22 protein-coding genes and 1 tRNA gene are annotated in these 16968 nt (G+C 68.2%); 17 read left to right on the top strand and 6 right to left on the bottom strand.

Features of this window, described 5'->3' with window-relative positions; genetic code table 11:
• Positions 1-265: 265 nt before the first annotated feature.
• The 3 genes from BR70_RS0110755 to BR70_RS20525 are packed head-to-tail and all read right to left on the bottom strand — an operon-like array spanning position 266 to position 3015.
• Positions 266-514 (bottom strand): MoaD/ThiS family protein, encoded by a 249-nt coding sequence (locus tag BR70_RS0110755; protein WP_027466072.1) that lies wholly within the window; start codon positions 512-514, stop codon positions 266-268.
• Between the two features lie 3 nt (positions 515-517).
• On the bottom strand, positions 518-1570 hold the full coding sequence (moaA, locus tag BR70_RS0110760) for a GTP 3',8-cyclase MoaA (protein WP_051596834.1): 1053 nt from the start codon (positions 1568-1570) through the stop codon (positions 518-520).
• A 5-nt stretch (positions 1571-1575) separates the two neighbouring features.
• Positions 1576-3015, bottom strand: coding sequence for a glycosyltransferase 87 family protein (locus tag BR70_RS20525; RefSeq protein WP_051596835.1), 1440 nt, complete (start codon positions 3013-3015; stop codon positions 1576-1578).
• 87 nt (positions 3016-3102) lie between these two features.
• Between BR70_RS20525 and BR70_RS0110770 the strand changes: the two genes are divergently transcribed.
• The 4 genes from BR70_RS0110770 to pheA are packed head-to-tail and all read left to right on the top strand — an operon-like array spanning position 3103 to position 6609.
• Positions 3103-4545, top strand: a complete 1443-nt coding sequence (locus BR70_RS0110770; protein ID WP_051596836.1) for a molybdopterin-dependent oxidoreductase — start codon at positions 3103-3105, stop codon at positions 4543-4545.
• Complete coding sequence (locus BR70_RS20530) at positions 4542-5039, top strand: hypothetical protein (protein ID WP_051596837.1); 498 nt, start codon at positions 4542-4544, stop codon at positions 5037-5039. Before BR70_RS0110770 ends, BR70_RS20530 begins: the two co-directional genes overlap by 4 nt.
• A gap of 28 nt (positions 5040-5067) precedes the next feature.
• Positions 5068-5613 carry a MarR family winged helix-turn-helix transcriptional regulator gene (locus BR70_RS0110780; protein ID WP_027466075.1) on the top strand — a complete coding sequence of 182 codons (546 nt, stop codon included), beginning with the start codon at positions 5068-5070 and terminating at the stop codon, positions 5611-5613.
• 39 nt (positions 5614-5652) lie between these two features.
• A complete protein-coding gene (gene pheA / locus BR70_RS0110785) occupies positions 5653-6609 on the top strand; it encodes a prephenate dehydratase (RefSeq protein WP_027466076.1) in 957 nt (318 codons plus the stop codon).
• Positions 6610-6801: 192 nt separating this feature from the next.
• Here the strand turns inward: pheA and BR70_RS0110790 are convergent, their stop codons facing one another.
• The gene (locus BR70_RS0110790) at positions 6802-7872 is read right to left on the bottom strand and encodes a diacylglycerol/lipid kinase family protein (protein WP_027466077.1); all 1071 of its coding nucleotides are present in this window, start codon (positions 7870-7872) and stop codon (positions 6802-6804) included.
• Positions 7873-7928: 56 nt separating this feature from the next.
• On the opposite strand from BR70_RS0110790, the gene serS reads away from it, so the two are divergent.
• The 3 genes from serS (at position 7929) to BR70_RS0110805 (ending at position 10225) form a co-directional block, all read left to right on the top strand.
• On the top strand, positions 7929-9194 hold the full coding sequence (serS, locus tag BR70_RS0110795) for a serine--tRNA ligase (RefSeq protein ID WP_027466078.1): 1266 nt from the start codon (positions 7929-7931) through the stop codon (positions 9192-9194).
• Positions 9191-10054, top strand: coding sequence for an HAD family hydrolase (locus tag BR70_RS0110800; protein ID WP_081827349.1), 864 nt, complete (start codon positions 9191-9193; stop codon positions 10052-10054). Before serS ends, BR70_RS0110800 begins: the two co-directional genes overlap by 4 nt.
• Positions 10055-10137: 83 nt before the next feature.
• Positions 10138-10225, top strand: a tRNA-Ser gene (locus BR70_RS0110805).
• A 36-nt stretch (positions 10226-10261) separates the two neighbouring features.
• On the opposite strand, the gene BR70_RS0110810 is transcribed toward BR70_RS0110805, so the two are convergent.
• Complete coding sequence (locus BR70_RS0110810; RefSeq protein ID WP_027466080.1) at positions 10262-11383, bottom strand: tyrosine-type recombinase/integrase; 1122 nt, start codon at positions 11381-11383, stop codon at positions 10262-10264.
• 2 nt (positions 11384-11385) lie between these two features.
• Complete coding sequence (locus BR70_RS22350) at positions 11386-11940, bottom strand: helix-turn-helix domain-containing protein (RefSeq protein ID WP_051596838.1); 555 nt, start codon at positions 11938-11940, stop codon at positions 11386-11388.
• A 413-nt stretch (positions 11941-12353) separates the two neighbouring features.
• Between BR70_RS22350 and BR70_RS23280 the strand changes: the two genes are divergently transcribed.
• The 10 genes from BR70_RS23280 to BR70_RS0110860 all read left to right on the top strand — a co-directional run bounded on the left by BR70_RS23280 (position 12354) and on the right by BR70_RS0110860 (position 16915).
• Positions 12354-12653 carry a hypothetical protein gene (locus BR70_RS23280; RefSeq protein WP_155896860.1) on the top strand — a complete coding sequence of 100 codons (300 nt, stop codon included), beginning with the start codon at positions 12354-12356 and terminating at the stop codon, positions 12651-12653.
• 96 nt (positions 12654-12749) lie between these two features.
• Positions 12750-13112, top strand: coding sequence for a hypothetical protein (locus tag BR70_RS0110825; RefSeq protein WP_155896861.1), 363 nt, complete (start codon positions 12750-12752; stop codon positions 13110-13112).
• Positions 13112-13336, top strand: a complete 225-nt coding sequence (locus tag BR70_RS0110830) for a hypothetical protein (protein ID WP_027466083.1) — start codon at positions 13112-13114, stop codon at positions 13334-13336. The genes BR70_RS0110825 and BR70_RS0110830 overlap by 1 nt, the downstream gene beginning before the upstream one ends.
• 283 nt (positions 13337-13619) lie before the next feature.
• Entirely contained in the window at positions 13620-13922 is a 303-nt protein-coding gene (locus tag BR70_RS0110840) for a hypothetical protein (RefSeq protein WP_155896862.1), read from the top strand.
• Entirely contained in the window at positions 13919-14974 is a 1056-nt protein-coding gene (locus BR70_RS20540) for an AAA family ATPase (protein ID WP_081827350.1), read from the top strand. The genes BR70_RS0110840 and BR70_RS20540 overlap by 4 nt, the downstream gene beginning before the upstream one ends.
• A complete protein-coding gene (locus BR70_RS23285; RefSeq protein WP_155896863.1) occupies positions 14971-15120 on the top strand; it encodes a hypothetical protein in 150 nt (49 codons plus the stop codon). The genes BR70_RS20540 and BR70_RS23285 overlap by 4 nt, the downstream gene beginning before the upstream one ends.
• A gap of 8 nt (positions 15121-15128) precedes the next feature.
• Complete coding sequence (locus tag BR70_RS0110855) at positions 15129-15545, top strand: hypothetical protein (RefSeq protein WP_027466085.1); 417 nt, start codon at positions 15129-15131, stop codon at positions 15543-15545.
• A complete protein-coding gene (locus tag BR70_RS23290; protein WP_155896864.1) occupies positions 15535-15984 on the top strand; it encodes a hypothetical protein in 450 nt (149 codons plus the stop codon). Before BR70_RS0110855 ends, BR70_RS23290 begins: the two co-directional genes overlap by 11 nt.
• Complete coding sequence (locus tag BR70_RS22840; protein ID WP_081827351.1) at positions 15981-16385, top strand: excisionase family DNA-binding protein; 405 nt, start codon at positions 15981-15983, stop codon at positions 16383-16385. The genes BR70_RS23290 and BR70_RS22840 overlap by 4 nt, the downstream gene beginning before the upstream one ends.
• Complete coding sequence (locus BR70_RS0110860; RefSeq protein WP_027466086.1) at positions 16382-16915, top strand: hypothetical protein; 534 nt, start codon at positions 16382-16384, stop codon at positions 16913-16915. The genes BR70_RS22840 and BR70_RS0110860 overlap by 4 nt, the downstream gene beginning before the upstream one ends.
• Positions 16916-16968 lie beyond the last annotated feature (53 nt).

Here is a 16968-nt window from a genome sequence, read left to right on the forward strand (position 1 = left end):
CGTTCCGGGCGTACCTGGTCGAATCGGGCGTACCTGGTCGAAAGTTCCGACACGGTATGCCCGAAAGCACCAGGTATCGCGGGTGTTCTGGGAAGGAACGGGCGCGGGGTCGGGTCGGGCGTGCCGGGTCGTTCCGGGTGTACCTGGTCGAATCGGGCGTACCTGGTCGGAAGTTCGCACCAGGTATCCCCGGAAGCACCAGGTATCGCGGGCGTTCTGGGAAGGAACGGGCGTACCGCTCAGCCGCCGAACTCGGCCCCCGAACTCAGCCGCCGGCGAAGGGCGGCATGACGTCGACGACCTCGACACCGTCGAGCGAGGTCGCCCGGTCACGCGTGGTCACGCCGTCGACCAGGTACGAGCAGCGCTCCTGCAACGCACTCCAGCGCGCAGGGTCCACCACGTCGGCCGCGTCGATCGCGCCGAGGGCGGCCTCGATGGTGGGGCCCGTCGTGGTCAGGGAGTCGACACCCACGGCAGCGCGGGCAGCGGCGAAGAACCGGATCGTGGTCATGCCTCAGCCGCCGATCGCACTCATGCCACGCGTCGGGTGCACGAGCTCGTCGCTGTCGTCACCGTGGTCGCGCGGCTTCGCCCACATCGCGAGCCGCCAGAGCTCGGCGACCTGGTCGTCGTCCGCCCCGGAGCGCATCGGCCCGAGCACGTCGGTCTCCTCGTCGGAGAACAGGCAGCTGCGCACGTGCCCGTCGGCGGTCAGCCGGGTGCGGGTGCAGTCGGCGCAGAACGACTCGGTGATGCTCGCGATGATCCCGACGGTGCCGAGGGGCTCGCCGGTGACGGCGTCGTGCACGCGGTACCGCTCCGCCGGGGCACCGTCACGCGGGGCGTCGTCCGGCGTGAGCACGAACGACGTCGCCAGCAGCGCGCGGGTCTCGGCGGCGGTGATCATCTCGGTGCGGTCCCAGGCGTGGTCGGGGTCCAGGGGCATCTGCTCGATGAACCGCAGCTCGTAGCCACGCTCCAGGCACCAGCGGAGGAGCTCCGGGGCGGCCTCGTCGTTGATCCCGCGCAGCAGCACCGCGTTCACCTTGATGTCGAGTCCGGCGTCGTGCGTGGCCGACAGCCCGGCGATCACCTTGTCGAGGAACGGGCGGCGGGTCACGGTGGTGAAGACGTCGGGGTCGACGGTGTCGAGCGACACGTTCACACGCCGCAGCCCGGCGTCGTACAGGCCCTGGGCGCGGTGGGCGAGGCCGATCGCGTTCGTGGTGAGCGACAGCTCCGGGGCGTCGGGCAGCGCGGCGCACCGGGCGATCACGTCGACCAGGTCGTGCCGGAGCATCGGCTCCCCGCCGGTGAACCGGACCTTGCGGACGCCGAACCGCGCCGAGCCGATCCGGACCAGCCGCTCGATCTCGGTCGCCGTCATCAGGGCCTCGTCGGGGGCGAACGGCAGCCCGGCCGCGGGCATGCAGTAGGTGCAGCGCAGGTTGCAGCGCTCGGTCAGCGACACCCGGAGGTCGACGGCGCGACGCCCGAAGCGGTCGACGAGCCCGGCGGGATCCGGGTCCACGGAGCCGGTCGTACCGAGCAGGATCGCGGGTGCCATGGTCGTCAGCGTACGTGTTCCACGCGCCGGAACGACAGCCGCTCCCACCACCGCCTCCACTCGGCCCGCTCCGTGCGCAGGAGCGTGACGACCACGATGACCACCACGGCCGCGAGCAACCACCACCGGTAGGCGTCCGCCGACGGCCACACCCCGCGCAGCGCGATGGCGAGGCCGATCGACAACCACTCCCACCGCCCGGACAGCACCACGAACGGGATGAGCAGCAGCGCGTACCAGGGGTAGCGCGGCGTCACGGCGAGGAACGTCACGCCGATCATCAGGACCTCGCCCGACCACGGCCGCGCCGGGTCGGACAACCGCCACGCCACGAACGCCGCCAGCAGCACCAGGAGCCCCACCACCAGGGTCGCAGCGTCGCCCTTGACCACGAGCGACACCAGCGCGAACCGGGAGCCGTCCTCGTAGCCCTCCTCGTTCAGGTAGCCGGGCAGGTACCCGAGCACGTCGAGCCCGGTCGTCAGCACGTAGGGCACGTAGAGCAGCCCGAACACCGCGATGCCGATCGGGATCGCCCACCAGGCCCGACCGCGGCCGAGCAACGGCGGGTACACGATCGCCGGGATGAGCTTCGTCGCGGTCGCGGCCCCGAGCGCGATGCCGCCCCAGATCGGCCGGCCGAAGGCGACGAGCACGACACCGGCCGTGGCGAGGGCGGCGCCGACGACGTCGACGTGCGAGTTGGTGACCGCCTCGGACGCGACGAGCGGCGACCAGGCCCAGAGCGCCGCCCACCAGGTCGGACGGCCGATGCGGCGGAGCACCAGGACGAGCCCGACGGTCACACCGAGCGACACGAGCAGCCCGGCGACCTGGAACGGCAGGTACTGCGCGGTCGCCGGCACGAAGAACCGCACCGCGGCGAACCACAGCTGCGCCATCGGCGGGTAGATCGTCGTGACGTCCGGCCGGTTGATCGCGGTGCAGTGCCCGTCGGCGCCGTCGCCGAGCCCACGGAACCGGGGCTTCAGCGGATCGCACGTGCCGTCCACCTTGTCGGGGAACAACCAATCGGGTCGGAGACCGGACAGTGCCGCGGACTGGGGGGTGTGAGCGTACGGTGAGACTCCGGCATGCTGGACGATGCCGTCCCACGCGTACCGGGCGGAGTCGGTGCTCGTGTTCGGCGGTCCGACCAGCGCGGCGATGCCGATCACCACCGCTCCGCCGATGACCATGGTGGTCATCCACCGGACGGGCACGAAACGCACCGCGAGCACGGCGATCACGAAGACGGTCCAAGCGATCAGCGTCCACGCAACGAATGCAGAACGATGGCCCGATCGGAGGAACCCCAGATGCGTGACGCCGACGGCGATGACGCCCGACAGGGCGAGTACTCCCACGACGGCCAGCACCGTGCCGATCCGGACGGCGGTGCCGTCGGCCAGGGACGGTCGGAAGGCACGCAGTCGGTCGCTCATGGTCCGTCGAGGCTATCCGGCCTCCAGCGCCTGCTGCACGACGGACGAGCAGCTCTGGCGTCCCCCAACCGCAACGCCCGCTCGGCGGTGGTGCTCGGGCGTCTGCTCGGCATCGCGTTCCTGATCTGCTTCGGCACCGGGATCTACAGCCACCTGCTGCAGGAACCGCTCGGCTGGATGCGGTTCCCGACCCGTCCGACGCAGCTGTACCAGTTCACGCAGGGCCTGCACATCACGACCGGGATCGCGATCATCCCGCTGCTGCTCGCCAAGCTCAACACCGTCATGCCCGCCCTGGTGCAGGTGCCGCCGGTGCGCGGCGTGCTGCACCTGCTCGAGCGGCTGTCGATCGCGGTGCTCGTGTCCGCGTCGATCATCCAGGTCGTCACCGGCCTGCTCAACACGTACCAGTGGTACCCGTGGCCGTTCCCGTTCCGCCAGGTGCACAACGCGATGGCCTACGTGATCATCGGGTCGCTGGCCATCCACATCGCCGCCAAGCTGCCGGTCATCGCCCGCTACTGGCGGAAGCGCGACTCCTACGACGCGCACGGCCGGTTCATCGCGGACCCCGCGTCCGGCAGTGAGCTGCTCCCACCCGGCCTGGCGCAGCCCGCTCAGCGGGATCGCGCCAGCGATCCGCGGGATGCGCCGAGCGAGCTTGCGAGCGAGGGTCCCGCGTCCGCCCCGCACGCTGCGGTCGCCGAGACCACCGGGTCCACCGCCCCCGGCCTGCTGGGCCGCGTGTTCCGCTGGATCGACGGCGTCGACGCCGCCCCCGCCGGCGCCGAGTCCCGGCCCACCGGACCGGACGCGGCGCCGGAGACCCGCGAGGTGTCCGAGGAGCCGAGTACCGGCCAGCCGACGGCCGACGTGGGGGAGCCGAGCCGGGCCTCCAGGCCGACGCCGGACGCAGCCACCGGACGACGCCAGCGCATCGCCCGACGCGGGTTCTTCGCCGGCGTGACGGCGGCGACCGTCGGTGTCGTCGCGCTCACGGCGGGGCAGTCCTCGAAGCTCGCGGAACCGTTCAACGTGTTCGGCGCCCGTGGCCGCGGCATCGGCGCGAACGGACTGCCGGTGAACCGGACCGCGCGTGCGGCCGGTGTGCTCGCCAGCGCGACCGCCGCCGACTGGACGCTCACCGTCGTCGGCCACGACGTGAGCCGGACGTTCGTCCGGGCGGAACTCGTCGCACTCGGCACCGCGCAGGTCGACCTGCCGATCTCGTGCGTCGAGGGGTGGAGCCAGATGGCGACCTGGAAGGGCGTGCGGATGCGTGACCTGCTCGACGCCGTGCAGGCGCCGCAGGGGTCGCACGTGCGGGTGACGAGCCTGGAACGGCACGGCGGCTACCGGATCATGGACATGGGACCGGAGTACGCCGAGGACCCGACGACGCTCGTCGCCCTCGAGCTGAACGGTGCGACGCTCGACCTGGACCACGGGTTCCCGGCGCGGATCATCGCTCCCGGGCGGCCAGGTGTGCTGCAGACCAAGTGGATCGAGAAGATCGAGGTGCTCCGGTGAAGGCCGCGCGGATCGTGCTCGTGGTGATCGGCGTGCTGGTCATCGCGTTCGGGGCGTACGTGCTCGTGACGTCCGTCAAGCCGAACCGCATCGGCGGACTCGGGGTGTGGCTGCTCGCGGCCGTGGTGCTGCACGACGCGGTCCTGTCCCCGTTCGTGGTCGGTGCCGGGTTGCTGCTGCGTCGGGCCGGACGCTCGCTGCGGGCCTGGGTGCTCGTCGTCGTGCAGGCGGCGATCGTGCTCGGCAGCGTGCTCGCCCTGGTGGTCCTGCCGGAGATCGCTGCCAAGGACCACGGGCAGAAGAACCCCACCGTGCTGCCGTTCGACTACGGCACGCGGCTGCTGCTCGTCGAGGGGGCGCTGCTCGTCGTGGTGGTGGTGGTGCTCGTGGTCGGAGTGGTGCGGTCGCGTCGCGCTGGCGGTTCGTCCGGTTCGTCTGGTCCGTCTGGTCCGTCTGGTCCGTCTGGCTCGTCCGCCGCGCGCACCACTGGTTAAAGGGACAACCTTTCGGTATGATCAGGTCATGACCGACGAGACCCCGTGGCTCACCCGCGAGCAGCTGCGCGCGTGGATGAAGCTCGTCGCGGTCATGGAACTCCTGCCGGCGGCGCTCGACCAGCAGCTGCAGCGCGACGCCGACCTGACGCACTTCGACTACATGGTCATCGCGATGCTCTCCGAGACCGACACCCGGACCCTGCGGATGTCGGCGCTCGCCTCGGCCACGAACGCCTCGTTGCCGCGGCTGTCGCACGTGGTGTCCCGCCTCGAGAAGCGCGGGCTCGTGACCCGGTGCCCGTCGACCTCCGACCGCCGCGCCACCGACGTCCGCCTGACCGACGCCGGGTACGCCACCATCGTCGAGGCAGCTCCGGACCACGTCCGCACCGCCCGCCGGGTGGTCATCGACGCGCTCTCCGACGAGCAGGTCGCGCAGCTCGACGGCATCGCGGCGTCGCTCCTGACGCGGCTCGACCCCGAGGGGCGCTTCGCGGCGCTGACCTACCCGCGCGAGGACGACGACACCGCGATCTGCGAGCAGCGACTGACGGGTGCGGCGACGGACTGAGGCCGCCTGGCCTCCGCGTCCCTGCAATAGGCTCGCCGCATGACCGACCCCGCCGCGCCGTCCGACACGTACTCCTACCTCGGACCCGCCGGCACGTTCACCGAGGCGGCCCTGAAGCTCGTCGAGGCCGCCGCCGGCAAGCCCTGGCGGAGCGTCAACAACGTCGGTGAGGCCCTGGACGACGTCATGTCGGGCAGGTCGATCGGGGCCGTCATCGCGATCGAGAACAGCGTCGACGGCGGGGTCAGCGCCACGCAGGACGCCCTGGCCCGGATCCCCGGCGTGCGGATCGTGGGGGAGTACCTGGTCCCGGTCGACTTCGTGCTCGTCGCCCGGCCCGGCACGACGCTGGCCGACGTCCGCACCGTGAACGCGCACCCCGTCGCCTACGCGCAGACGCACAACTGGCTCGAGGCGAACCTGCCCGGCCACGGGCACCTCCCGGCGTCGTCGAACGTCGCCGCGGCGCTCGCCCTGCTCGAGGCGAACCCCACCGCCGACGCCGCCGTCGCGCCGCCCGGCATCACCGACCACCACGACGTCGTCGTGCTCGCATCGTCCATCGGCGACAACGCCTCGGCGGTCACCCGGTTCGTGCTCGTGTCGAAGACCCTCGCCCTGCCCGAACCGACCGGCGCCGACAAGACCAGCGTCATCGTCGAGCTGCCCGCCGACCACCCCGGCGCCCTGGTCGACATGCTCGAGCAGTTCGCGACGCGGGGCATCAACATGGGGCTGCTGTCGTCCCGCCCGATCGGTGACGAGCTCGGCCGCTACCGGTTCGTCATCGACCTCGACGGGCACGTGCGCGACGAGCGGGTCGCGGACGCGCTGCTCGGCCTGCGTCGGTTCAGCCCGCGCGTGACGTTCCTCGGGTCGTACCCGCGTGCCGACGGTGCCCGCCCCGAGGTTCCGGCGCGCTACTCGGACGCCGCGTTCGTCGAGGCGCGGGACTGGTTGCGCGCGATCGTGTCGGGCGAGCCCGGGGCACGCTAGCGCGGCGCTCCGCGGCGCTCCGCGGTGCTCCGCGGTGCTCCGCGGTGCCATGACGCCGTGTGGTGCGAGGTTCCGTAGTCCGTGAGAGCCGGCGGCCCTCGCACGGACGACGGAACCTCGCACGGAGCTACGGAGCTACGGAGCGACGGAGCGACGGAGCGAGCGAGCGACGGAGCGAGCGATCGGGTCGGCTCAGGGCACCTGGCGCGAGCCGTGGCGGTCGTCCGCCGGGTCCGGCACACGCACGGAGAGCCCCATCGGGTCGATGCGCGAACGGAAGGCGATGACCTCGCCCACCGGGTCGCCGTCGATCTCGAACTCGTCGGGCCGCTCGAGCCGCGCCGTGAACTCTTGCCCGCGCAGGTAGCGCAGGGGGCGCTCCTCGCGTGAACGCGACACGATCTTCTTGCCGACGGCGGTCTTGCCCAGGTTCGACCGGCGGAACGCCCGCAGGATCCCGTTCTCCCAGAACACCCGGGCACCGATCCGCACCCAGCCGAAGAACCCGCGGGGACGCATCACGGCGATGTCGAACACCCCGTCGTCGATCTCGGCGTCGGGCAGCAGGATCGCGCCGGCCTGGAGCATCCCGCAGTTGCCGACGATGAGCGAGTGCGCCCGGAGCGAGTGGTTGCCGTCGTCGTCGAGCTGGTAGCGGAACTCGAACGCGTTCGCGTCGCGCACCGAGCGGAACAGCGAGTCGACGTAGGCGAGCCAGCCGACCTTCTTCTTCAGCTCGGGGCGGGTGTTCACGAGCATCCGGGCGTCGAGCCCGAGGCCCGCCATCACCAGGAAGCCGAAGCGTTCGCGCTCGCCGCCGGGGCGCTCGACCTTGAGCATGCCGAAGTCGATCTTGCGGTCGTCGCCGTGGAAGATCGTCCGGACGCTCGCGGCCAGGTCGTCGAGGGGGAGCTTCATGTTGCGCGCGAGCAGGTTGCCGGTGCCGCTCGGCAGCAGCGCGAGGGTCGAACCGGACTCGTGCACGACCTCGGCGACCGCACGGACCGTGCCGTCACCGCCGGCTGCCGCGACGACGTCGGCACCGGCCTCGATCGCCGCGCGGGCCATGCCGCCGCCCGGGTCTTCCTCCGAGGTCTCGAACCACAGGGTCTCGGCCCAGCCGGCCTGCTGCTGGTGTGCCTCGACCGTGCGCTTGAGGGTCGGCAGGTGGACCTTGACCGGGTTGTACACCACCGCGGCCGTCCGCTGCTCGGTGGGGAGGGCGTCCTGGTCCGCGGGCGCGGTCTCCGAAGGGGTCGACATACGTCCACGCTACCGATCGAGGCTGCGTGCGGTTGCCCCCGTCTAGGATGGGGCGGGTGATCGATCCACAGCTGCTTCGCGACAACCCGGACGTCATCAAGGCTTCACAGCAGGCGCGTGGTGCCTCCGTGGCCGTCGTCGACGAAGCCGTCGCCGCCGATTCCGCCCGCCGCAGTGCGATCACCTCGTTCGAGTCGCTCCGTGCCGAGCAGAACGCCTTCGGCAAGACCGTCGCCAAGGCCCCGAAGGACGAGAAGGCCGCGCTCGTGCAGCAGGCCCAGGCCCTCGCCGCGAAGGTGAAGGAGGCGCAGGCCACCGTCACCGCGGCCGAGGACACCTTCAACACCGTCGTCCGCGGTATCCCGAACGTCGTGCTCCCCGGTGTGCCCGAGGGCGGCGAGGACGACTTCGTCACGCTCCGCACCGTCGGCACCAAGCCCGAGTTCGACTTCGAGCCGAAGGACCACGCCGACCTCGGCGAGCACCTCGGCATCATCGACATCCCGCGTGGCGTGAAGGTCTCCGGCTCGCGCTTCTACTTCCTGCGCGGCATGGGCGCCCGGCTCGAGATCGCGCTGATGTCGCTCGGCCTCGACCGTGCGATCGCCGCCGGCTTCGAACCGCTCATCACCCCGACGCTCGTCCGCCCCGAGACGATGGCCGGCACCGGGTTCCTCGGTGAGCACGCGGCCGAGGTCTACCGGCTCGAAGCCGATGACCTGTACCTGACCGGCACGAGCGAGGTCGCCCTCGCCGGGTTCCACGCCGACGAGATCCTGCCGCTCGAGGAAGGACAGGCCCACCGCTACGCCGGCTGGTCGACCTGCTACCGCCGCGAGGCCGGTTCGGCGGGCAAGGACAACCGCGGCATCCTCCGCGTGCACCAGTTCAACAAGCTCGAGATGTTCGCCTACGTCCACCCGGACCAGGCCGAGGCCGAGCACGAGCGCCTCGTCTCCCACCAGGAGCAGATGCTCCAGGACCTCGGCCTCCACTACCGCGTGATCGACGTCGCCGCCGGCGACCTCGGCACGAGCGCGGCGAAGAAGTACGACATCGAGGCCTGGGTCCCGACGCAGGGCACGTTCCGCGAGCTCACCTCGACGTCGAACTGCACGACGTTCCAGGCCCGCCGCCTCGACATCCGGTACCGCACCGAGAGTGGCAAGACCGCCCCGGTCGCCACGCTGAACGGCACCCTCGCCACCACCCGCTGGATCGTCGCGATCCTCGAGACGCACCAGCAGGCCGACGGTTCCGTCGTCGTGCCCGAGGTCCTGCGCCCCTACCTCGGCGGCGTCGAGGTGATCGAGCCCCGATGAGCACCCAGGGACGGTTCGTCGACGGCACCGAGCAGGGCGCGGGCACCGACGCGCCCACCCGCACCAAGCGCTGGCTGGTCGCGCTCGACATCGACGGCACCACCATGCGCGAAGACGGTGTCATCACGCAGGCGGTGGTCGCCGCCGTGCGCGACGCCGAGGCCGCCGGCCACGAGGTCATGCTCTCGACCGGCCGAAGCGAGGGCATGACCGTGCCCCTGCTCGAGACCCTCGGCATCCGGCCGAAGTACCTGGTGTGCGCGAACGGTGCGCTCATCCTGGCCCGCCGCGCCGACGGCTCCTACGTGCGCGAACACGTCGAGCGGTTCGACCCGTCCGAGGTGCTGCAGACCATCCACGGAGCGCTCGAGAACGCCGCGTTCGGCGTCGAGGACGAGACCGGTCACTTCCTGCTGTCCGGCAACTTCCCCGACGACACGATGACCGTCGAGGGCGAGCACGTGCCGTTCGAGCAGCTGCTCGGCGTCGAGGCCACCCGCGTCGTGGTCATCTCGCCCGGCCACGACACCGAGGACTTCCTGCAGATCGTCGAGCAGATGGGTCTGCACAAGGTCTCGTACTCCGTCGGCTGGACGTCGTGGCTCGACATCGCTCCCGAGGGCGTGACGAAGGCCACCGCGATGGAGCGTGTGCGCGAGTGGCTCGACATCCCGCGTTCCCGCGTCTTCGCCGCGGGCGACGGCCGCAACGACATCGACATGCTCCGCTGGGCCTCGACCTCCGGTCGCGGCGTCGTCATGGGCCAGGCCCCCGACGACGTCGTCGACGCCGGCAACGAGCTCACCGGTGGCATCACCGACGACGGCCTGGCAGCGGCGCTCGACTCCCTGCCCCGTTAGTCCGCGCTCGCGCGCACCCCAGCCTGGAGGGCCGGGTAGACTTCCCGGGACGCGATCACGTCTCGCCACGTGGTCGCGTCACTGGAGGGTTGTCCGAGCGGCCGATGGAGCCTGTCTTGAAAACAGGTGGGCAGAGATGTCTCGTGGGTTCGAATCCCACACCCTCCGCCAACTGCCAGGCCGACGGATCCGCGTAATCAAGCGGATCTATCGGGTCTTCTCGTTGTTCTGCGCGACGTCTGCCCACATCTTGCCCACAACCGTCTGCGCCAACCCCTCGTCCAAGCGCTCAGCTACAGGGTCGAGATCGTCGTCGAACAGGTCCGCGTACACGTCCAGCGTCATCGCAGCGGAGGCGTGGCCGAGCATCCGCTGCACCGCTTTCACGTTCGCACCTGCGCTGATCGCCAGCGAAGCGGCGGTGTGACGAAGGTCATGCGGAGTGAGATCCGGAACGCCCGACGTGCGCACCGCCACGGGGAACCAGCCGTGGTCGTTGTGCCACCGTCGCTCGTGCGTGCCGTGCTTCGACGCGAACACCAGTGCATCCGAGCTCTTGCCCTCGCACTGTCTTGCGAGTGGGATGGCGAGCGATGCGGGGAACGGCACGGAACGGCGCTTGTGTGTCTTCGGTGTACCTACCTCGATCACCCCGCCAACGTTCACCGCGTTGACCGTGACATTGATGCGCCGACGCAGCATGTCCAGATCCTTCACGCGGAGGCCCGTCGCCTCGCCCCATCGAAGTCCGCAGTACGCGAGCACGAGCACGAGGGTTGTGCGGTCGCCGGCAGCCAGTGCGAGAGCGGATACCTGCTCGTGTGTCAGGTACGTGTGCTCCTTGCGCTTCTTCCTTGGTAGGTTCACGTCTCGCGCCGGGTTCGTGAGAATCCGCCGGTCCTTCACCGCCACATCGAGGATGCCAGCGAGCACGCCGTAGTTGCGGATAACCGTGGTCGCGCTCTTCTCCGCAGACATGCGCGTCACCCATGACTGCACCACGCTGTGCTTCACCTCGGAGACTCGCGTCTTCCCCCAGCTTGGCTCGACGTGCAACCGCCATGCGATCTCGAGAGGGCGGTATGACGACGGCTTCAGGTGGGCTTGGTTGCCGAGCCAGACTGGCCCCAACATGCCGATGGTCTCGCGGGCGTCCTCGGGACGGACGAACTCTCCGCGTGCCTTCGACACCTCGACAGAGGCAAGGAACAGTTCAGCGTCGCGCTTCGTCTTGAAGCCTCGCTTGTCGGTCTGCTTCCGCTCAGGCGTGCGGTAGCGAACTCGGTACCTCTTGCCCTTCGCTGTGTCGTACGGGGCGATGCTTCCCATGGCTAGTCGTCCGCCCGATACTCCGCTAGATCGACGCCTAGGTCGCGAAGGCGGCGCAGAACTCGTGCCTGATCATCATGCGCTTGATCGACGGCGGCGCGATCTATCTCGCCGTCCTCCAACTGTTGTTCCCTCGATGTCAGGCGATTCTTCGAGGCCTCGTACTCTTCCACGGCGATCAAGAGGCTTTGAGCGTATCCACGCCCCGGACCCGTGGCGTCACGCAGCGGTGACACGTACTGCTTAGCCATGAACCAGTCCACGAGATCACTAGACCGGACGGATTCGAGTAGATCATCGCCAGCGATGACCGCCAGCATTCGATTCGGTTCTTCGACGGGTAGCGCCAGAACTACGGGAGGCACGTCTAAAGCCCAAGAGAGCGCCAGGAGCTGGTCGACAGTCACGTCTGTCTTCCGCCCGTTCTCGATGTTCGCGATCACCCCCCGGGACATTTCGCCGCCCAGCTTGTCACTGAGCTCGCGCGCGCTGAGGCCGGCCATCTTCCTGTAGCGGGCGACTCGCGCACCGATGTCGTGGGATGGGCGTTGGGTCATAGAGGTCACTCTAGCGCCTCCGGGACACGTTGTGTGTCTCAGGGGCGCAAGTTGGGTCACGACGTGTTATCGTTCTTGCAGACGCAAGTTGTGTCCCTCAGGAGCAGGAGGTGTCGCATGGGAGCGACGACCGAAGTACCCGACCGCTACATGACTGCAGCGGAAGTCTGCGGCTTGATCCCCGGGATGACTCCCGGCCGGCTGAAGCAAATGAGGTACATGGGCACTGGCCCTGAATACCTTGCCCCAACGCCGCGGACGATCGTTTACTCAGAACGTCGGGTTCGTGAGTGGATCGAAGCATCCGCGCGGATGAGCACCCGGGAGGCCGGATGACTCACACACGAGAAGAGGCCCTGCTGGACCAAGGTCGCGGGGTTCTCCCACATCGGGATCCGACCTTCGATGCAGTTGTGCGTGCGATCGAAGGTGGTGGCCAGCCGGTCGACTGGAAGCTCACCGGCCCGCTGATGGTTCGTCGGCATGATCCGGACCCCGCGTCACGCGGCGGCCTCGATCGCAGCCGGGAGTGGCTGCGGATGCCGTCGGTGTCCGACAAGCCACTCCAGCTGAACCTCGAACCTGAGGTGGCAGCCGAGGTGCTGCGCTACCTCAACCGAATAGCAGAACGTCGCCCGTCTAGGTCCGGCAAGACCATGACGTATGGCATGAAGAAGGGCCCGGCGGCAACCGGGCCCCAGTCCAACCAGTAACCATCACGAAACCGAAGGACGAAGACATTGTCTCTCAACAACATGATCATCTCACGCCCCTCTGACATTCATGCAAGCGCCCCTTCGGGGGACGCAGTGGCTGCTCGAGTCGGTACCGCGACGCTCGAGATGGAGGGCTGGCACCACAAGCAGTGGAAGCAGCCCGACCCCAACGGTCTCTACAGGGTCATCACGACGCATCGCCGGTACGAGGGCAACCGCGAAGAGATCACCGCGATGCCCGACGCCACAACGTGGGGCCACCTGACGCCGGTTGAGTACCAGTTGCACACGACTCCGGGGTACCAGTGGGGCGACTACCCGCAAGATGAAGTGACCAGCCGCCCGAACGAGTTCGTCATGACGTACGTCGGCTTGTACAAGCTCGTCGGCTACTCCTTCGACCCGGGGAAAGGGATCATCACCGGGAAGTTCGAGCGAGTCGAGGGGGACGCCTGATGGACGACGTGATCAAGCTCGTCGACGTCGAGACGACTTCGACTGGACGCGCCGAAGTGATCATCGACGCTCAGCCGAGCCAGTTTAGCGACGGCTACTCGCTCATCCTGACGCCTTCCGAAGCGCTGCGATTGGCTCACGCCATCGTTGCTCGCGTCTCGGACTCGCGGACACAGCCGCTCGCCGTCCCCATGGTGGTCCCGACCCTGCAGGTGGCTGCCTGATGCCGGCGGGGAAGACGACGGTCGACGGATTCGCGGTGCTCGCCATCAACGGCGTCGTGGGACTGCGTGCCGAACGTCCCCTGACGGAGCTAGCTGGGGACCAGGCACGACGCCTGGCTATCTGCCTGCTCGAAGCCGCACAAGACGCCGAACGTCCGGAGCCGCCCGAGTGGCCGTAAGCCAGTCCGGCACCAGGAAGCCCCCAGATCCTCGACAGAACGAGGACGAGGGGGCTTTCTCATACCCGGACACCATCGAGCTCTCTCCGGCCGCAGAGCGGTACATGCACCAGCTGGCGATCGATCTCACAGCTGGCGTCGTCGAGCTCAGGCAGCTGCCGCCCTCGCTTCGGCAGTTCTACGTCTTCGCCTTCGAGCAGGGGAGCTCGTCACGGCAACCCGAAGTCGACCGAGCGAACCACGACGCAGACCGGCTGTACGCCGAAGTGTGCCGACGCCAGCCATCGCGTGACCACGAGGCCACAAACGCCTTCCTCGAGGCGCAGAAGCATCGCGGCGCTGAAGCCGCAGCCAAACGAGCGGCCGCAATCCGCGCCCAGATCTACTCCGGACAGGAGACCCAATGACCCGACCCCCAACTACCTTCGATGCCCGCTGGCTGATGGCGCAGGACTTTCCACCCACTCAGTACGTCGTCCCCGGAATCATCCCCGAAGGCATGACCCTGCTCGTCGCAGCGCCGAAGATCGGCAAGAGCTGGCTAGTGCTCGGACTGGCGCTCTCGCTCCACGTTGGCGAGAAAGCACTTGGCGGTGTACCTACGGGCGCGCCCCGCCCCGTCTTGTACCTCGCACTCGAAGACGGTCCCCGCCGCCTGCAGCAGCGCATTCGCACGCTCAACCCTGAGGTGGTTACCCCGCGGCTCGAGTTCGTCACAGCGCTCGAAGGCGGTCAGGTGATCCCTGCGATCAAGGAGTTCATCTCCCGCAACATCGACCAGAACCCCGTCGTCATCCTCGACACCCTCGGGAAGGTACTTCCGAGTACCGCAGCAACGAAGTCGCAGTACGCCGCGGACTACGAGTTCCTCGGCGCGCTCAAGGCCACCACGGACGCGGAACCGGGCTCGTCCCTCATCATCGTCCACCACACCCGCAAGAGCGGCGGAGAGGACTTCCTGGACGCTGTGAGCGGCACCCAGGGCATCGCAGGAGCTGCCGACACCGTGCTCGTGCTGCGCCGTGAGCGCCAGGAGCAGAGTGCGACGCTGCATGTCACCTCTCGCGATGCGAAAGAGGGCGAGTACGCACTGCTGCTGTCCGACTCGGGTGCCTGGGCACTCAACGGCGGAGGGTTGGAAGCTGCCCGTGCTGCTGCTGACGCGATCAAGGTGTCCACGGGAGTTGGGGATCGGATGGCCGACATCATCGGCGTCATCTACCAGGCCGAAGCCCCCGTCTCTCGCCAAGAGATTCAGCACCTGCTGCCGACGATCCCGGTTGCTCAGCTCGACGTCTACCTCAAGCGCGCGGTCGACGCGAAGCGCATCTTGAAGCCATCACGGGGCCTCTATGGCCCTGTTAGTTCCGTTAGATCTGTTAGTTCCGACGACGGTTCTAACACTCCTAACGCTTCTAACACCCCCTACGAGGGCGACATGTTCGAGGGCGTGGCATGAACCCGATCACCGTCGCCTGCCCCGACTGCTCCGCCGCTGCAGTCATCGACATCTCCGGCCCCGGCATCAGCCATGCCGTCCTCGAGCACGACCCCACGTGCCCGCGACTCAACCACCCAGCCTTCGGGCTGCACTACGACCGTTAGGACAAACGATGACCAACGACAGCAAGAGTTGGGTTGACACCTACCTCAGCGAACTTGAAGCGGCGGGCAACCGGGCACTCGCCGGTCAGCTCTACGAAGACGAGGACGGCAGCCCCAGCAGCGTCGCCGGCATGGGATCCATCGGCCTCGCAGCGTTCACGCTCGCCACCGAGCTCGCCGCTACGTCGGACAACCCACCCGAGCTCAGCGCCATCGTCTCCAAGCACAAATGGCACGTGGACCACACACTCGGTTCCGACGCTTGGCCCGACGTCCTCTTCGGAGTCACCCTGCACCTCACCGTCCTGTACCTCGAGCCCGCGTACAAGATCACCGACGCGAGCGACTTCGACATGCGGTCCGCCGCTCGTGCGTGGTGGGGCATGCTCAAGGGAGCTTCGGAAGACGCCGACCGTGACGCGTGAACTGGAGATAGCGGCGACCCCACCAGGTCTGCTGAAGGCGCTGGCGAAGCGCAAACCCTTCCGCTCGGGCCTGCGCTTCTGGGTCGTTATTCGCAGCCAACTCATCGTTGTCCTGCTGGACAAGAGCGAAGAGGAAGACAGCGGTCACTGCCAGGTCGAGGATAAAAGCGATCCAGGCCACGCCTTCCCACGGGGCGACCAGCTCTCCGTAATAAACCCCGTTCACCGCAACAACGAGTCCGGCGAAAGAGCAGACGAGCGATCCTGCAGGAAGCAGCAAGAAGCCCCTGCGGCGTCGAAAGTTGGCGCGAAGAGAGCGGCCCTCAAGCGGGACCACCAAAAGCAGGACAGAGAACACCCCAACGAGGGCGGCGGAAGTATCAGGATTCACGTTAACCGTTATCGGCCAGAGCTCGTCGACAGTAAGGCGGACTCATGATCCGCCAGGCGCGGGAGATGGTGCACGGCGTGGACGGAGCTGTAGTGCTCGTGACTGGGCGGGCTGCCGCTTGGTTGCTTCGATACGCGGAACTAGATCGTTACCACGCAAATCACCGCGGCGAAAATCCAGAAATCGATCAGACGTTGATTGCGCTGAAGGTCGCAGCACTGTCTTGGCGCGAGTCCGCCACCGGAACTAAGAATGCGACGGATGCGGAACTGCCTCCACAATTGGAATGGCTCAGCACGAAGCAGGCAGCTGATGCCCTCGCGATAACAGACCGAGCGATCCGTAAGGCCATCCGCGAGAACCGCCTACAAGCGAATACCGTCGGTCACGCGTACCGAATCAACCGAGAACAACTCGCGCACTTCAAAGCACGAAAGGGAACACCATGAGCCTTGACGCACTCGACGCCCAGCTCGACGACCTGCGCGAGCAGGCATCACGCCTCCAGAAGTACACGCAGCAGCAGAAGAAGGACATTGCCGCGAACGTCACTCTGTCCGAGGAAGGCAAGCGGCACCAGACGGAAGAGGTTGTGGCCGGCGCTCGCAGCCGTGCGAACGCCCTCCGCGACAAGGAGGTTCAGCTGGTGAAGAACCACCTCCGCAGCCTCGAGACGCAGCTCGACGCCAAGATTGGCTCCGGCCCAACCGACCTGATCGCCTTCCGAGACGCACAGGAGCGAGCCGACCGACTGGACGACGCCGACGATGCTGCACGGCTCATGGGCCTCGCCATTCGGAGCAACGACCGAACCCTCGCCCACGCACTCTTCCGCAAGTCCATCGACAAGGGGTGGAACGGCGTGGCCCAGCAGTTCACCGCCGAGCACCCTGACGCTGCGACGACCGCGAAGGAGATCCAGATCCTCGCGCAGCATCTCAACGAGTCGTTCAGCCGCACGATGGCGTACATGGTCTGAACTCCGCCGAAGATGCCCTCAGTGCTCCCAACGCGACTCCCACAGTGAGCGCT

The sequence above is a fragment of the Curtobacterium sp. UNCCL17 genome (genome assembly GCF_000686685.1).
In the GTDB taxonomy this organism is placed as follows: domain Bacteria; phylum Actinomycetota; class Actinomycetes; order Actinomycetales; family Microbacteriaceae; genus Curtobacterium; species Curtobacterium flaccumfaciens.

Coding starts and splice junctions, on each gene's coding strand:
- BR70_RS0110755 (WP_027466072.1), bottom strand. CDS start 514: ATGACCACGATCCGGTTCTTCGCCGCTGCCCGCGCTGCCGTGGGTGTC.
- BR70_RS23285 (WP_155896863.1), top strand. CDS start 14,971: ATGAACCCGATCACCGTCGCCTGCCCCGACTGCTCCGCCGCTGCAGTC.
- BR70_RS0110800 (WP_081827349.1), top strand. CDS start 9,191: ATGAGCACCCAGGGACGGTTCGTCGACGGCACCGAGCAGGGCGCGGGC.
- BR70_RS20525 (WP_051596835.1), bottom strand. CDS start 3,015: ATGAGCGACCGACTGCGTGCCTTCCGACCGTCCCTGGCCGACGGCACC.
- BR70_RS0110810 (WP_027466080.1), bottom strand. CDS start 11,383: ATGGGAAGCATCGCCCCGTACGACACAGCGAAGGGCAAGAGGTACCGA.
- BR70_RS0110860 (WP_027466086.1), top strand. CDS start 16,382: ATGAGCCTTGACGCACTCGACGCCCAGCTCGACGACCTGCGCGAGCAG.
- BR70_RS0110830 (WP_027466083.1), top strand. CDS start 13,112: ATGGACGACGTGATCAAGCTCGTCGACGTCGAGACGACTTCGACTGGA.
- BR70_RS0110840 (WP_155896862.1), top strand. CDS start 13,620: ATGCACCAGCTGGCGATCGATCTCACAGCTGGCGTCGTCGAGCTCAGG.
- pheA (WP_027466076.1), top strand. CDS start 5,653: ATGACCGACCCCGCCGCGCCGTCCGACACGTACTCCTACCTCGGACCC.
- BR70_RS0110790 (WP_027466077.1), bottom strand. CDS start 7,872: ATGTCGACCCCTTCGGAGACCGCGCCCGCGGACCAGGACGCCCTCCCC.
- moaA (WP_051596834.1), bottom strand. CDS start 1,570: ATGGCACCCGCGATCCTGCTCGGTACGACCGGCTCCGTGGACCCGGAT.
- BR70_RS0110780 (WP_027466075.1), top strand. CDS start 5,068: ATGACCGACGAGACCCCGTGGCTCACCCGCGAGCAGCTGCGCGCGTGG.
- BR70_RS22350 (WP_051596838.1), bottom strand. CDS start 11,940: ATGACCCAACGCCCATCCCACGACATCGGTGCGCGAGTCGCCCGCTAC.
- BR70_RS0110855 (WP_027466085.1), top strand. CDS start 15,129: ATGACCAACGACAGCAAGAGTTGGGTTGACACCTACCTCAGCGAACTT.
- BR70_RS22840 (WP_081827351.1), top strand. CDS start 15,981: ATGATCCGCCAGGCGCGGGAGATGGTGCACGGCGTGGACGGAGCTGTA.
- BR70_RS20540 (WP_081827350.1), top strand. CDS start 13,919: ATGACCCGACCCCCAACTACCTTCGATGCCCGCTGGCTGATGGCGCAG.